The sequence below is a fragment of the Streptomyces sp. NPDC101132 genome (genome assembly GCF_044759225.1).
In the GTDB taxonomy this organism is placed as follows: domain Bacteria; phylum Actinomycetota; class Actinomycetes; order Streptomycetales; family Streptomycetaceae; genus Streptomyces.
The window spans coordinates 123,792-137,111 of record NZ_JBIVYX010000014.1; the positions used below are offsets into that span (position 1 = coordinate 123,792).

Below are 13,320 nucleotides of genomic sequence, written 5' to 3' on the forward strand. Positions count from 1 at the left end.
GGGCGGGAGGGGGCCGGGTGCGGCGGCGGGGGTGTGCGGCGGAGGGCTCAGCCCTTGAGGGAGCCCGCCGTGAGCCCGCCCATGATGTGGCGCTGGAGGAAGAGGAAGAGGACGAGCGTGGGGGCGGAGGCGATGGCGAGGGCGGCGATCAGGTGGTTCTCGGGGACGCCCTGGGCCAGGGAGTAGATGCCGACGTTCAGGGTCTGCAGGGCCGGGTCGGGCAGCGTGAGCATGGGCCAGAGGAAGTCCTTCCACACGCCGACCACCGCGAAGATGGACACCACGGCGAGGACCGGGCGCGACATGGGCAGGACGACCGAACGCAGCACGCGCAGCGGGCCCGCGCCGTCCATCGAGGCCGCGTCGAGGATCTCCTGGGGGATGGCGTCGAAGAACCGCTTCAGCAGGAAGATGTTGAAGGCGTTGGTCACCGAGGGCAGCCAGATGGCCCACGGGGTGTTGAGCAGGTTCCGCTGGACCAGCGGCACGTCGAGCACGGTGAGGTACTGCGGTACGACGAGCACGGCGGCCGGGATCATGAGGGTGGCCAGCATCATCCCGAGGACGGCGCGCCCGAACAGCGGCCGCAGCCTGGACAGCGAGTACGCGGCGGCGACGTCGAGGACGAGCTGGCAGACCAGGGCGCCCGCCGCGTAGTAGAGGGTGTTGAAGAGCAGCCGGGCCAGGTCCATCACCCGCCAGGCGTCGGCGTAGTTCTCGGGGTGCAGTTCGCCGGGGACCAGGGTGGGCGGGATCCGGGCGAACTCCTCCGTGCCCTTCAGGCCGTTCGAGGCCATCCAGTACAGGGGGCCGAGGAAGACCAGGGTGAAGAGGACGACGACCAGGACCAGGGCCGTCCAGTAGAGGGCGCGGCCGCGGGGGGTGGCCAGCCGGGCCGGCGGGACCAGGGTGCGCTCTGCCATGTCGGTCGGTACCCCCGGCTAGTTCTCGTTGTCGCGGCTGAGGCGGACGTACGCGGCGGAGAAGCCCGCCAGCAGGACCAGCAGGCACAGGCCCAGGGCCGCGGCGCCGCCGTAGTTGTTGAAGCTGAAGGCGTACTGGTAGATGAGGACGACCACGGTGGTCGTGGAGCCTTCGGGACCGCTGCCGCCGGTCAGCAGGAAGGGCTCCACGAAGACCTGCATGGTGGCGATGACCTGCATGAGCAGCATCAGTGAGAGCACCAGCCGGGTCTGCGGGACGGTGACGTGCCACAGCTTGCGCAGCACGCCGGCCCCGTCGAGTTCGGCGGCCTCGTACAGCTCGCCGGGTATGCCCTGGAGGGCGGCCAGGTAGATCAGGGTGGCGCCGCCCATGTTCATTCAGGTGGCGGCGACCACGACGGAGAGCATCGCGGTGTCGGTGGACTGCAGCCATTCCTGGGCGGGCAGGTGCAGGGCGGTGAGGATGCGGTTGAACAGGCCGTGGCCGGGGTCGTAGAGGTACTTGAAGAGCAGCACCGAGGCGACGGGCGGCAGCATCACCGGCAGGTAGACCAGCAGCCGCAGGTAGCCGCGGGCGTGCCGGAACTCGTTGAGGACGACGGCGGTGACGAACGGCACGGCGAACCCGAGGACCAGCGCCAGGCCGGTGAAGAGGAAGGTGTTGCGCCAGGCCTGCCAGAAGGTCGGGTCGCCGCAGACGTAGCGGAAGTTGTCCCAGCCCACCCAGTGGGTGCCGCCGCCGGAGGTCTTCTGGAAGGCGAGCAGGAACTCCCGGACCATCGGGTACCACGAGAAGAAGGCGAAGCAGAGGACGGCGCCGATGAGGAAGGCGTGCGCCGAGAGGTTCCGCCGGAGCGCCCGGGTGAACTCCTGGCGGGAGGAGGGCAGGGTGACGCGGGCCCGCATGGGAGCTCCTCACAGGGGATCGGGTGGTGGGTGCGGGGGCCGGGCCCCGGTGGCGGGTCCGGCCCCCGGCGCGCCTAGCGGTTGGCGAGCACCTGGTTGACGTTCTTCTCCGCGGTCGCCAGGAGCGCCGCGGGGTCCGCCTTCTCGTTGGTCAGGACGCCCGACATCACGCTGTCGAGGATCTTGTAGATCTCCTGGGCCTTGGGCGGCTCGGCCTTGCCGGGTACCGGGTTGTCCATGAAGGCCTTGAAGTTGGCGACCGGCATGGTCGCGCTCGCGGCCTTCAGCCCGTCGTCGGCGGTCTTGCTGGCGCCGGTGAAGAACGCGGGCTGCGGGAGTCCCACGGGCAGGCCGTCGGCCTTGGAACGGGCGTAGTCGAACTGGCCCTTGCCGACCGAGAGGGTCTTGAAGTTCAGCCAGGCGACGGCCGCCTTGATCTTGTCGGGGGAACTGCCCTTCTTGATCATGTAGTCGTTGCCGCCGAACAGGGTGGCGGCCCCGCCGGGGATCGGTCCCATGCCGAAGTTCTCGTACTTCGCGCCCAGCTGCTGGACCATGTACGTGATGTCGTCGGGCGCGGCGAGGAACATGCCGAGCTTGTCCGAGGCCATCTGCTTCTGGAGGTCGCCCCACTTCAGCAGCTGGGTCTTGCCCATGCTGCCGTCCTGCCAGCGCATGGCGTGCAGGTTCTCGACGATCTCGCGGCCGGTCGCGTTGTTGAAGGCGGCCTTGCCGTCGGGGCCGACGACGTCGCCGCCCATCCCGTACAGGGTGGCGGTGTAGTGCCAGCCGCCGGTGTTCTCCACGCTGTACTCGCCGTAGCCGGCGGTGCCGTTGCCGAGCGCGGCGATCTTCCTGGCGGCGGCCCGGACCTCCGCCCAGGTGCGCGGCGGGTTGTCCGGGTCGAGGCCCGCGCGCCGGAAGAGCGTCCGGTTGACCAGCAGCCCCATCCGGTAGTTGCTGGTCGGCAGCCCGTACAGCCGGCCGTCCCGCTTGAGGACGCCCAGCACGTCGGGGTCGATGTCGGCCAGTGCGGGGACCGTCTTCGGAGTGACGTACGCGGAGATGTCCTCGGCGCCGTCGTTGTCCAGGACCTGCTGGAGGTCGGTGAAGTACGTGTAGAACACGTCCGGCTGGGACTTGGCCTTGAGCATCGCGGTGAACCGCGGCGGTTCGAGGCACTGGCCGGGCGTGGAGCGGCCCTCGATCGTGATGTTCGGGTACAGCTTCCCGAACGCCGCCACGTCCTCCTTCCACTGCCGGAGTTCGGCGGCCTTGGCGGCCGGCGGCATGCAGTCGATGGAGAGCGTGAGCTTCGTCTTGGGGTCGAGCGGGGCCGTGGGGTCGGCGGAGCCGGCGGACGGCTGCTTCCCGTCGCCGTCGCCCGCGGTGCTGGTGCCGCAGGCCGCGAGGGCGGTCAGGGCGAGGGCGCAGGCCAGGACGGCCACGGTGGTGCGGCGGCCGGTGCTTCTCGGTGTCATGGGTGGGTGGTCCCCTTCGTGCCGGGAGTGCGTGGGGCGGGGCGCCGCACACTCAACCACCGCCAACAAGTGAACGCAATATCTCGCGCAGATTTCGTAAATGATTGACAGTCGATGGTCGGGCTCCTGCGTGACGCCGCGACGCCCGGCAGGGTCCTCCCGGGCACGCGAAGGGCCCCCGGCGCGCGGGAGCGCGGCGGGGGCCCTGAACGGGGTGCCGGGGCGGGAGAGTCAGTCGCGGCGGGCCTGGCCCGTGGAGCCGCGCACGACCAGCTCGGGCTCGAAGAGCAGCTCGCCGGGCTGCACGGCGGCGCCCTGGATCTGCGCCGTGAGCAGCTCCACGGCGGCCCGGCCCATGGCCTCGATGGGCTGCCGCACGGTGGTCAGGGGCGGCTCGGTGCAGTTCATGAAGGCGGAGTCGTCGTACCCGACGACCGAGACGTCCCGCGGCACGTCGAGCCCCCGCCGCCGGGCCGCCCGCACCGCCCCCAGGGCCAGCGGGTCGCTGGCGCAGACGATGCCGGTGATGCCGCGGTCCAGGAGGCGCGAGGCGGCCGCGTGGCCGCCCTCCAGACTGAACAGCGACCGCTCCACCCGGTCCTCCGGCAGCGGCGTGCCCAGGGCCGCGGCGGCCGCCTCGGCGGCGGCCAGCTTGCGCCGCGAGGGGACGTGGTCGGGCGGCCCGAGCACCAGACCGATGCGCTCGTGGCCGAGCGAGACCAGGTGCCGCCACGCCTGCTCCACGGCGACGGCGTCGTCGCAGGCCACGCAGGGGAAGCCGAGGTCCTCGATGGAAGCGTTGACCAGCACCACGGGGACCTTGCGGTCGGACAGCTGCCGGTAGTGCTCGTGCGGGGCCTCGGCCTGCGCGTACAGGCCGCCGGCGAAGACCACGCCGGAGACCTGCTGCTGGAGCAGCAGGTCCACGTAGTCGGCCTCGGAGACCCCGCCCGTGGTCTGGGTGCAGAGCACCGGGGTGAGCCCCTGCTGGGCCAGGGCGCCGCCGATGACCTCGGCGAACGCCGGGAAGATGGGGTTCTGCAGCTCGGGCAGGACCAGGCCGACCAGCCGGGCGCGTTCGCCGCGCAGCTGGGTGGGGCGCTCGTACCCGAGGACGTCCAGGGCGGTGAGGACGGCCTGCCGGGTGGCCTCGGAGACGCCGGGTTTGCCGTTGAGCACCCGGCTGACCGTGGCCTCGCTGACTCCAACCTTCTTCGCCACTTGAGCAAGTCGTCGCGTCATGTACGCAAGACTAGCGCAAGCGACGCAAGTCGCTTGCGCTAGTCGTCGGCCCTCGGCCTCCTTCCTCCTCGTCCCGGGCCGGCCCCTAGGGCAGCACGTTGATGGTGAAGGTGGACGTCAGGTTCCTGATGTCCACGGCGTTGCCGCTCTGCCGGAGGTTGTGGATCGTGACCTCGCCGACGGCCGGGCCCTGCCCCGCTTCGGGGAGTTCGTTGGCCCAGAGCCCGAAGCCGGACTTGGCGTCGAAGGCGTCACCGCTCTTGCGGGCGCCGGTGATGGTGATGTCCCGCAGGACGGTGTCCTTGATGGGGTTCACCGGCTGCCCGCCGATGTACTGGGTCTGGAACATGATCCCGCTGTACGTCGGGTCGACGATGTCCACGTTGTTGATCCGGATGCCCTGGAAGACCTTCGAGGCGGAGAACAGCCAGATGCCGGGGAAGGTCTGCTGGCCCCAGAAGTGGCCGCCGGAGCGGACGATCGAGATGTTCTCGAAGGTCGTGGGCCCGGTGCCGAAGCCGTTCATCGGGTAGCCGAAGTCCAGGGAGCTGACCGTGATGCCCGCGTAGGTGAGCGTGTCGGCGATGTGGATGTTGCGGAAGGTGTTGTCGTAGCCGCCGTAGACCGCGATGCCGGCCGCGCGCCAGGTGAGGATCGAGGTCAGGTTCTCGTACACGTTGTTCTTCTCGTCCGCGCCGCCCGCGTCGATGGCGGAGAACAGCGCGAAGCTGTCGTCGCCGGTGGCCCGGGCCTCGTTGTTGGTCACGAGGTTGTCCGTGCTGCCGTTGGTCATGTTCACCCCGTCGGCGAACATGTTCCGGATCCGCGAGTTCTTGATCGTGATCCGGTCGGTGTTGGCGCCCCAGTACAGGCACACCATGTGTTCGTTCCAGATGTCGTCGATGACGATGTCGGACACGTTGGCGAAGTCGAAGACCTTGCCGGGGCCGTCGATCCGCGAGGTGTAGTTGCCGAAGTAGGCGAAGCCCGAGAACGACGACCCCTTGGCCGAGGCCTCGGCCCGGAAGCCGATGTCGGTGTTGTCCTGCCCGGCGGGGGCGTGGAAGCGGGTGAACCACGGGCCCGCGCCGGCCACCTGCACGGCCTTTCCGTACACCTGGAACTTGCTGCCGGTCTCGTACTCGCCGGGCGGCAGGTAGACGCCCTTGAGCGTGCCGGTGGTGTCCATCCGCACCCTGTCCAGGGCGTTCTGCACGTCCTGGTGGCCGAAGCCGGCGGGCACCGCGTACGCCGTCGGGTCCGGGTTCGGCCGCGCGGTCACCTGCTCCAGGCTGACGAAGTCGATGGCGTACGTGGAGGTGTTGCCGGCGTCCTTCTGGAGCCGGATGCGGCTGCCGGCCGGGACGGTCCCGCCCAGCATCAGGTTCGCCTCGTCGTAGACGTGCCGCGGGGCGCCGGAGCCGGGGGAGTTGCCGGGGGAGGCCTCGGCGCCGTACAGCCACGCGTACCGGGAGGTGAGCGGCAGGGTCTTCCGGAAGGTGCCGTCGACGTAGACGCTCAGGGTGGCGTCGATGCCGCCGCCGCCCGGGGCGTCGGGGATGGAGAACCGCGTGACCAGGGTGTTCGTACTGGCCCGGGTGGTGAACTCGACGTACTCGCCGGTCGCGTCGAGGGTGACGGCCCTGCGGCCGGACGCCTCGCCCGCCAGGTCGCCGATGGTGCGGTTCGGCCCGACGACCGCGGCGCCGCCGCCGAGGGCGCCGTCCTCCGCCTCGTACGTGTCGAACGGCAGGTTGGCGCCGCGGCCCACGAACAGCGGCCGGGTCGAGGTGTTGTTGGCCCGCTTGACCGGCAGCTCCTCCGCGTCGTCGGCCAGCACCGTCCGCACGGTGTACCGGCCGTTCGCCGCGGTCCACCCGCCGAGCGGGACGGGCGCGGAGGAGGCACCCGGTGCGAGGGAGCCGTTCCAGGAGCCGGTGAGGGTCTTCACGGTGGCGCCGGAGCCGTCGAGCAGGGCCAGCGTGACGCCGTGCGAGCCGCCCGCCGTCGCGACCGTGCCCTGGTTCCGCACCGTCACCGAGAAGGTGACGGCCTGGCCGGCGGACGGGGCGCCCGGGTTCCAGGTGACGGACGCGGCCACCAGGTCGGAGCTGTCCACCGGGCGGACCACCAGCGGGGCCGCGGTGAACGTGTTGTTGGTGTCGTTCTGTTCGACCACCGTGCCGGCCTGGTCGACCTCGGCTCCCAGCGGGTAGCTGCCGGCCTCGCGGGGGCCGATGGCGGCGGTGACGGTCGCCGACGCCCCGGCGGCCAGCGCGCCGACGGCCGCCGTGGCGGCCTTGCTGCCGCCGAGCTCGAAGGTCACGGCGGTGGCGGGGGCCGGCGCGGTGCCGGAGTTCCGCACCGTCGCGGACAGCGTGACGGCGTCGGTCTCGACGGGGGCCGAGGGGCTCGCGGTGAGCGCGGTGATCTCCAGGTCGGGGTTGGGGGCGGGCACGCCGATGACCTCGAACTCGGCGATCTGCCCGTTGGACGAGCCGGTGTTGGAGGTGAACCTGAGCTGCACGTCCGCGACGCGGGCGGTCAGCGGGATGGTCACCAGGTTGCCGCTCGCCGGGGAGAAGACGTAGTCCTTGGCGGCGACCAGGGAGGTGAAGCCGGTGGCGCTCTGTTCCCGGCCGAGGACCTGGATGCTCTGCGTGCGCGCGGACCAGCCGCTGCCCGGGTCGAGGCGGAGCACGACGCGGTCGGTGTCTGCGTTGGCGCCGAGCCGGACGGTGAGCGTGCTCGGGTAGGCCCCGGCGGCGCCCTCCCAGTAGGTGGCGGTGTCGTTGTCGTTCGCGTTCCGCGCGACGTAGGTGTGGATCACCGAGGACGCGGTGATCTCCTTGCCCACCGCGAGGTTGGAGCCGGTGCCGCCGCTGCCGTTGCGGGTGACGGCGTTGCTGTCGGGCGACCGGTTGCCGGCCGCGTCCCTGGCCCGTACGACGTAGGTGACGGTGGCGCTCGTGGGCTGGGTGTCGGTGTACGTGGTGGCGGTGCCCGGCACGGTGGTGCGGAGCTGGTTGTTGGCGAAGACCTCGTACCCGGTGACACCGGTGTTGTCGGTCGAGGCCGTCCAGCTGAGCCGGATCTGGCCGGCGGCCGGCTCGGTGAGCGTCAGGGCGGCGGGCGCGGTGGGCGCCTGGGTGTCTCCCGTGTCGCCCGCCCGGGTCACGGCGTTGCTGTCCGGCGACTGGTTGCCGGCCGCGTCCCTGGCCCGTACGACGTAGGTGACGGTGGCGCTCGTGGGCTGGGTGTCGGTGTACGTGGTGACGTCGCCCGGCACGCTGGTGCGCAGCCGGCCGTCGGCGTACACGTCGTAGGCGGTGACGCCGGTGTTGTCGGTGGCGGCGGTCCAGGTCAGCCGGATCTGGCCGGTGGCCGGCTCGGTGTACGCCAGCCCGGCCGGCGCGGTCGGCGGCACGGTGTCGCCGGTCACGGGTCCGTAGACCTCCAGCTCGGACAGCTGGGCGCCGGGCCAGCCGCTGTTGGCGGTGAAGGTGACGCGGACGTACCGGGTGGTCGCGGCATCGAAGGACAGCGTCGCGCTGTTGCCGGAGCCGGGCGCGAACTCGTACGCCCGGGACGCCGAGAGGTCGGTGAAGTCGGTGCCGTTGGCGCTGCCCTGGAGCTTCAGGGTCTGGGACCGGGCGCCCCAGTTCTCCGGGAGCCTGAGGACCACCCGGTCGATGCGGACCGCGGCGCCGAGGTCGGCCTGGAGCCACTGCGGGAAGGCGTTGTTGGCGCTCTCCCAGTAGCTGGTGCGGTTGCCGTCGTTGGCGTTGGCCGGGGTGTACGTCTGGGTGTGGCTGCTGGCGGTGAGGGTGCGGCCGAGCACCAGGTTGGTGGAGGAGTCCTCGGCGGCGTACACCTCCAGTTCGGCGAGCTGCGCCGCGGGCCAGCCGGTGTTCGCGGTCACCGTGACGCGGACGAACCGGGCCTGGGCGGCGGGGAATCCGATGGTGACGGTGTTCGCGTTGGCCGGGCCGAAGGTGTGGGCGGCCGAGGCCGCCAGGGTGCTGAAGCTCGTCCCGTCGGGACTGCCCTGCACGGCCAGGGTCTGGGTGCGGCTCTCCCAGCCCGGCGGCAGTTTCAGCACCACCTGGTCGACGCGGGCGGTGCGGCCGAGGTCGGTCTGCACCCACTGGGGGAACGAGGCGCCGGCGGCGCTCTCCCAGTAGGTGGACCGGTCCCCGTCGGTGATCCGGGCTGCGGTGTAGGGGCTGTTGGTGCTGCTCGCGCCGGCGGGTGCGCCCGCCGCCAGGTTGGGGCCGCCGGCGGCCGCGGCGTGGAGCGCGGGCCATCCGAGCAACAACAGCGCCGTGCAGAGCACGGCGGCCAGGGCGTGCCGGCTCCAGCTGTGCCTTCTCATGGTCTCGTCCCTTGACATGGGTTCCGACGTACATGGCATAGCGTTCTTGCGTTGTGCCGTCAGAGAATTGCAGAGCCATGCCATGTCGTCTACACCCGTGACACCACTCCCGGTGCCGGGATACGGCTTCCGCGGGACCCCGCCCGACCCGGCAACATCACGGATCAGAGCACTTTGCGCGCGGGTTGTCGGGATTCCGCAAACACACCGCGAAACGCGCAAGTTCTTGCGTCAGACGCACGCAAGCAGACACCGCCGCAGGCGGCCACGGCCGGCCGCCGTGACGGTCAGAGGGAGAGGTTCAGGTTCAGCTGCCAGGAGACGCCGAAGCGGTCGTTCACCCAGCCGAACTTCTCGCTGAAGCCGTACGAGCCGAGCGGCATCAGCACGGCGCCCCGGTCGGACAGGGCCGCGTACAGGCGGTCCAGTTCGGCCTCCGTGTCGCACTCGACGAAGAGGGAGACCGCCGGGGTGAAACCGAAGTCGTGCGGGGCCGGGCTGTCGATGCACATGTACCGCTGCCCGGCCAGCGCGAAGGTGGCGAACTGCACGGTGCCCTCCGGGCCCTGCCCGCCGGCGTCGTAGCGGGTCACGCCGATGACCTCGGAGTCCTCGAACAGGGAGACGTAGAACGCCATGGCCTCTTCGGCCCGTCCCTCGAACATCAGGAACGTGGTGATCTTCTGAGGCGTCGCGGCCATCCTGCCGGCTCCCTGGGTGGTGGCGTGACCTTTCCCCGCCGAGGCTAGGCCACGCACCCGCCCCGGCCCGCGAGGCGCACGGCCACGCCGCCCATCGGGTCCCGTACGGGTCAGCCGGTGGGCGCCATGTCGTAGGTGACCCACATCGTGCGCGTGGCCACCTGGTCGTACTTGGCCCGCGCCCGGTGGTTGTCGTCCGCGGTGATCCACCGGACGACGCTCCAGCCGCGCTCGGCCGCGATCCCGCGCAGCCGCTCCAGCAGGAGGTCGGCCGCCCCCGAGCCGCGGCTCCCGGGTGCGACGAACAGGTCGTCGAGGAAGCAGCCCGTGGTGGCGGACAGCGGCCGCGCGAACGGCCGGTAGTGCGCCAGTCCGACCAGCCGTCCGTCCGCGTCCTCGGCCACCAGCGCGTTCACCTCGTGGCCCGGGTCGTTGACCCAGGACCAGACCAGCGCGGCCGCCTCCTCGGTCTGCTCCACGCGGTAGAACTCCGCGTAACCCCGGTAGAGCGCGCGCCACTGCGGGAAGTCGTCCGCGCGCACCGCGCGGACCTGGATGCCGGTCATCTGGATGGTGCCCTTCCTGTCCGTACGCGCGGTTCCCCGAACGGCCGCGCGAACCGATCATGCGCGAGGGAGAGGGGCGGGACCCTGCCGCGGTGTCGAAAACCGCGCGCACCGGCACGCCGCGCCGGACAGTCGCCCGGGGCGGCCGGGCGACTGCCCGGACGGCGCGTCAGCGGGTGTGCGAGCGGTACGCCCGCATCGCCAGCGGCATGAAGACGAGCGTGATGCCGGCCGCCCAGACCAGCGACCACAGGATCGCGCTGCCGGCGGGCGTGCCGAGCAGCAGGCCGCGGAACGCGTCCGACAGGTGCGTCACCGGGTTGACGTTCACCCACGCCTGCAGCCACCCGGGCATCGTGTCCACCTGGACGAACGCGCTGCTGGTGAAGGTGATCGGGAAGATGAACGTGAACGCGAACACCTGCACCTTCTCCGCGTCCCCGGCCAGCATCCCGATCAGGACCGCCGTCCACGACACCGCCGCGGCGAACGTCAGGAGCAGCAGCGTCGCACCGAGGAACCCCGCCACACCGCCGGTGATCTCGAAACCCAGCAGGGTGCCCAGGGCGATCATCAGCAGCATCGCCCACAGCTGCTTGGCCAGGTCCGCGGTGATGCGCCCGAGCAACGGGGCCGTCCGCGCGATCGGCAGGCTGCGGAGCCGGTCGAACACGCCCTTCGTCAGGTCGGTGTTGAGCGCCATCGCCGTGTACATGCTCATGAACAGGGTGTTCTGCACGATGATGCCCGCGAGCGCGTACTGGAGGTACTCCTGCGGGGAGCCCGCCATCTGCCCGCCGAACACGTACGTGAACAGGAACACGAACATGATCGGCGTGATGCTGTAGTCCACCAGCTCCAGCGGGTTGTGCTTGACCGAGACCAGACTGCGCCACGCCATCGTGGCGGTCTGCCGCAGGGCCGCGAGGGGGTGTACCCGCCCTCCGCGCCACCGCTGGTCCGTGAGTGCCGCCGACGTCATGAGGGGGTCACCGCCTCCGGGTACCGGTCTTCCTCCGCGCTCTCCTCTGCGGCCTCCGGCTCCGCCCGGTGGCCCGTGAGCGCCATGAACACCTCGTCGAGCGAGGAGCGCCGCAGGCTGAGTTCGCCCACGGCGATGCCCGCCTGGTCCAGGCGGCGCACGACGCTCGGCATCAGCGCCGGGTCGTTGACCGGCGCGAGGATGCCGTCGCCCTCGACCGCGGTCTGCGGACCCGCCTCGGCGGTCACCAGGAGGTGCGCCGCGCCCAGGTCGGCGGGGTCGGCCGGGCGTACGTACAGCACCTGGCCGCCGACCTGGGACTTCAGCTCGTCCGGCGTGCCGCCGGCGATCACCGTGCCCTTGTCGATCACGACGATGCTGTCGGCCAGCCGGTCGGCCTCGTCCAGGTACTGCGTGGTGAGCAGCGTCGTCATGCCCTCGGCGACCAGGACCCGCAGCATGTCCCAGACCTCGCTGCGGCTGTGCGGGTCCAGTCCGGTCGTCGGTTCGTCCAGGAACAGCACCCGCGGCCGGCCGACCAGGCTGGCGGCCAGGTCGAGACGCCGCCGCATGCCGCCCGAGTAGGTCTTGGCGGCCCGCCCCGCCGCTTCGCCCAGGTGGAACCGGTCGAGCAGGTCGGCGGCCCGGGCCCGGGCGTCGGCCCGGGACATCCCGAGCAGCCGGCCGATCATGAGGAGGTTCTCGGTGCCCGTCATGTTCTCGTCCACCGCCGCGTACTGCCCGGTCAGCCCGATGAGCGAGCGCACCATGCCGGCCTCGCGCACCACGTCGTACCCGCCGACCTCGGCGTACCCGCCGTCCGGACGCAGCAGGGTCGCGAAGATGCGGACCGCCGTCGTCTTCCCCGCGCCGTTGGGCCCCAGCAGGCCCAGCACCGTGCCCGTCGGGACCTCGAGGTCCACACCGGCGAGGGCGCGGGTCTCCTTGAACTGCTTGGCCAGCGCCTCGGCCCGGATCGCGTAGCTCACGAGATCACCCCGTTCGTGGAGGAGGGCGCACACCCCTCCACTGTGACGCACGCCACTGACAACCGGCCCGGCGAGCGGCCCCGGCCGCGGCCGCGGGGAAGGGGACCAGGGGGCGCGCCCCGGTTCCGCCGGACCGCGCGCCACCGCGGTGGGACGGGGAGGCTGTCACAGGGGGGAGGCTGTCACCGGGGGAGCCGGGTCCGGATGCCCGTAGCGGCCGCCGCGGAGGTACGGGCGGGCCCCCGACGGCGTACGGGGGAACCGCACCCGCGGGCCGCGGCCTCAGCCGCGCTCGCGGAGGTACGCCTCCAGCGCGGCGGCCCCGGCCAGCATCGCCCGCGCCCGGGCGGACAGCCTGTCGTGCCAGCCGGTCAGGGTGGCCTCCAGTGGTTCCAGTCCGCCGGCCGCCCGCACCTGCTCGATCAGCGGGGCGATCTGCTCCAGCAGGTACCCGCCCCGCCGGAGCTGGTGGGTGAGCCGGGCGTCCCGCACGTCCGCGGCGCCGTAGACGCGGTACCCGGTCTGCCGGTCGCGGCGCGGGCGCACCAGGCCGGCCCGTTCCCACGTGCGCAGCGTCGCCGGCCGGAGTCCGAGTTCCGCCGCCAGCGGCCCGATGAAGGTGCCGGCGGCCGTGCCGGGCTCGGCCGCGGGGGGCTCCACCGCGGCCGCGCCCGGCGACGCCGGGGCCTGCGCGGCCCGATCCGCAGCCCCGGCCCGATCCGCCGCGCCCGGCGACAGGCCGCGGAGCGCGTCCTGCACGGCGCGCAGCGTGCGCCGGTCGGCCAGCAACTGGGCGTGGCTCTCGTCGATGAGCCGGAACGCCTCGTCCGCGGCACCCCGGTTCACGGCCCGCATCACGTCCGCCGCCGTCCGGTGGCCGTGCCCGGGAACCAGGGCGAGGAACGCGTCCAGAGCCCGCGCGTGCAGGGGCGTGTAGCGGCGGTGACCGCTCTCCGTACGCCGGGCGGCCGGGAGGATCCCGTCCTCCTCGTAGTTCCTCACGGCCTGGGCGGACAGCCCGTGCCCGCGCGCCAGGTCGACCGGCCTCAGGTGTCCCCCGGTTTGAAGGTTGGCTCCCATGCCGCCGAGGATAACCCCCTGCTTTTCAGGGGACTTGGGGAAGCACGAGGAGCG

9 protein-coding genes and 1 pseudogene are annotated in these 13,320 nt (G+C 71.9%); all 10 read right to left on the reverse strand.

The window, feature by feature from the left end; genetic code table 11:
- Window positions 1-47 precede the first annotated feature (47 nt).
- Window positions 48-923 carry a carbohydrate ABC transporter permease gene (locus tag ACIQUR_RS28345; RefSeq protein ID WP_403669998.1) on the reverse strand — a complete coding sequence of 292 codons (876 nt, stop codon included), beginning with the start codon at window positions 921-923 and terminating at the stop codon, window positions 48-50.
- 18 nt (window positions 924-941) lie between these two features.
- Window positions 942-1,850: pseudogene (locus ACIQUR_RS28350) on the reverse strand (carbohydrate ABC transporter permease).
- A gap of 74 nt (window positions 1,851-1,924) precedes the next feature.
- Entirely contained in the window at window positions 1,925-3,331 is a 1,407-nt protein-coding gene (locus ACIQUR_RS28355; RefSeq protein WP_403670000.1) for an ABC transporter substrate-binding protein, read from the reverse strand.
- A gap of 231 nt (window positions 3,332-3,562) precedes the next feature.
- Entirely contained in the window at window positions 3,563-4,573 is a 1,011-nt protein-coding gene (locus ACIQUR_RS28360; RefSeq protein WP_403670003.1) for a LacI family DNA-binding transcriptional regulator, read from the reverse strand.
- 85 nt (window positions 4,574-4,658) lie between these two features.
- On the reverse strand, window positions 4,659-8,948 hold the full coding sequence (locus tag ACIQUR_RS28365) for a discoidin domain-containing protein (protein ID WP_403670006.1): 4,290 nt from the start codon (window positions 8,946-8,948) through the stop codon (window positions 4,659-4,661).
- Window positions 8,949-9,235: 287 nt separating this feature from the next.
- On the reverse strand, window positions 9,236-9,649 hold the full coding sequence (locus ACIQUR_RS28370) for a VOC family protein (protein WP_403670008.1): 414 nt from the start codon (window positions 9,647-9,649) through the stop codon (window positions 9,236-9,238).
- 110 nt (window positions 9,650-9,759) lie between these two features.
- The gene (locus tag ACIQUR_RS28375) at window positions 9,760-10,215 is read right to left on the reverse strand and encodes a GNAT family N-acetyltransferase (protein WP_403670011.1); all 456 of its coding nucleotides are present in this window, start codon (window positions 10,213-10,215) and stop codon (window positions 9,760-9,762) included.
- Window positions 10,216-10,384: 169 nt separating this feature from the next.
- Window positions 10,385-11,197, reverse strand: a complete 813-nt coding sequence (locus ACIQUR_RS28380) for an ABC transporter permease (protein ID WP_403670014.1) — start codon at window positions 11,195-11,197, stop codon at window positions 10,385-10,387.
- Entirely contained in the window at window positions 11,194-12,186 is a 993-nt protein-coding gene (locus tag ACIQUR_RS28385; RefSeq protein WP_403670017.1) for an ATP-binding cassette domain-containing protein, read from the reverse strand. Before ACIQUR_RS28385 ends, ACIQUR_RS28380 begins: the two co-directional genes overlap by 4 nt.
- Window positions 12,187-12,468: 282 nt before the next feature.
- Window positions 12,469-13,266, reverse strand: coding sequence for a MerR family transcriptional regulator (locus ACIQUR_RS28390; protein WP_403670020.1), 798 nt, complete (start codon window positions 13,264-13,266; stop codon window positions 12,469-12,471).
- Window positions 13,267-13,320 lie beyond the last annotated feature (54 nt).

What these genes read in the sequence shown, in the direction of transcription:
- ACIQUR_RS28365 (WP_403670006.1), bottom strand. Translation starts at nt 8,948, where the DNA reads ATGAGAAGGCACAGCTGGAGCCGGCACGCCCTGGCCGCCGTGCTCTGC.
- ACIQUR_RS28345 (WP_403669998.1), bottom strand. Translation starts at nt 923, where the DNA reads ATGGCAGAGCGCACCCTGGTCCCGCCGGCCCGGCTGGCCACCCCCCGC.
- ACIQUR_RS28375 (WP_403670011.1), bottom strand. Translation starts at nt 10,215, where the DNA reads ATGACCGGCATCCAGGTCCGCGCGGTGCGCGCGGACGACTTCCCGCAG.
- ACIQUR_RS28380 (WP_403670014.1), bottom strand. Translation starts at nt 11,197, where the DNA reads ATGACGTCGGCGGCACTCACGGACCAGCGGTGGCGCGGAGGGCGGGTA.
- ACIQUR_RS28390 (WP_403670020.1), bottom strand. Translation starts at nt 13,266, where the DNA reads ATGGGAGCCAACCTTCAAACCGGGGGACACCTGAGGCCGGTCGACCTG.
- ACIQUR_RS28360 (WP_403670003.1), bottom strand. Translation starts at nt 4,573, where the DNA reads ATGACGCGACGACTTGCTCAAGTGGCGAAGAAGGTTGGAGTCAGCGAG.
- ACIQUR_RS28355 (WP_403670000.1), bottom strand. Translation starts at nt 3,331, where the DNA reads ATGACACCGAGAAGCACCGGCCGCCGCACCACCGTGGCCGTCCTGGCC.
- ACIQUR_RS28370 (WP_403670008.1), bottom strand. Translation starts at nt 9,649, where the DNA reads ATGGCCGCGACGCCTCAGAAGATCACCACGTTCCTGATGTTCGAGGGA.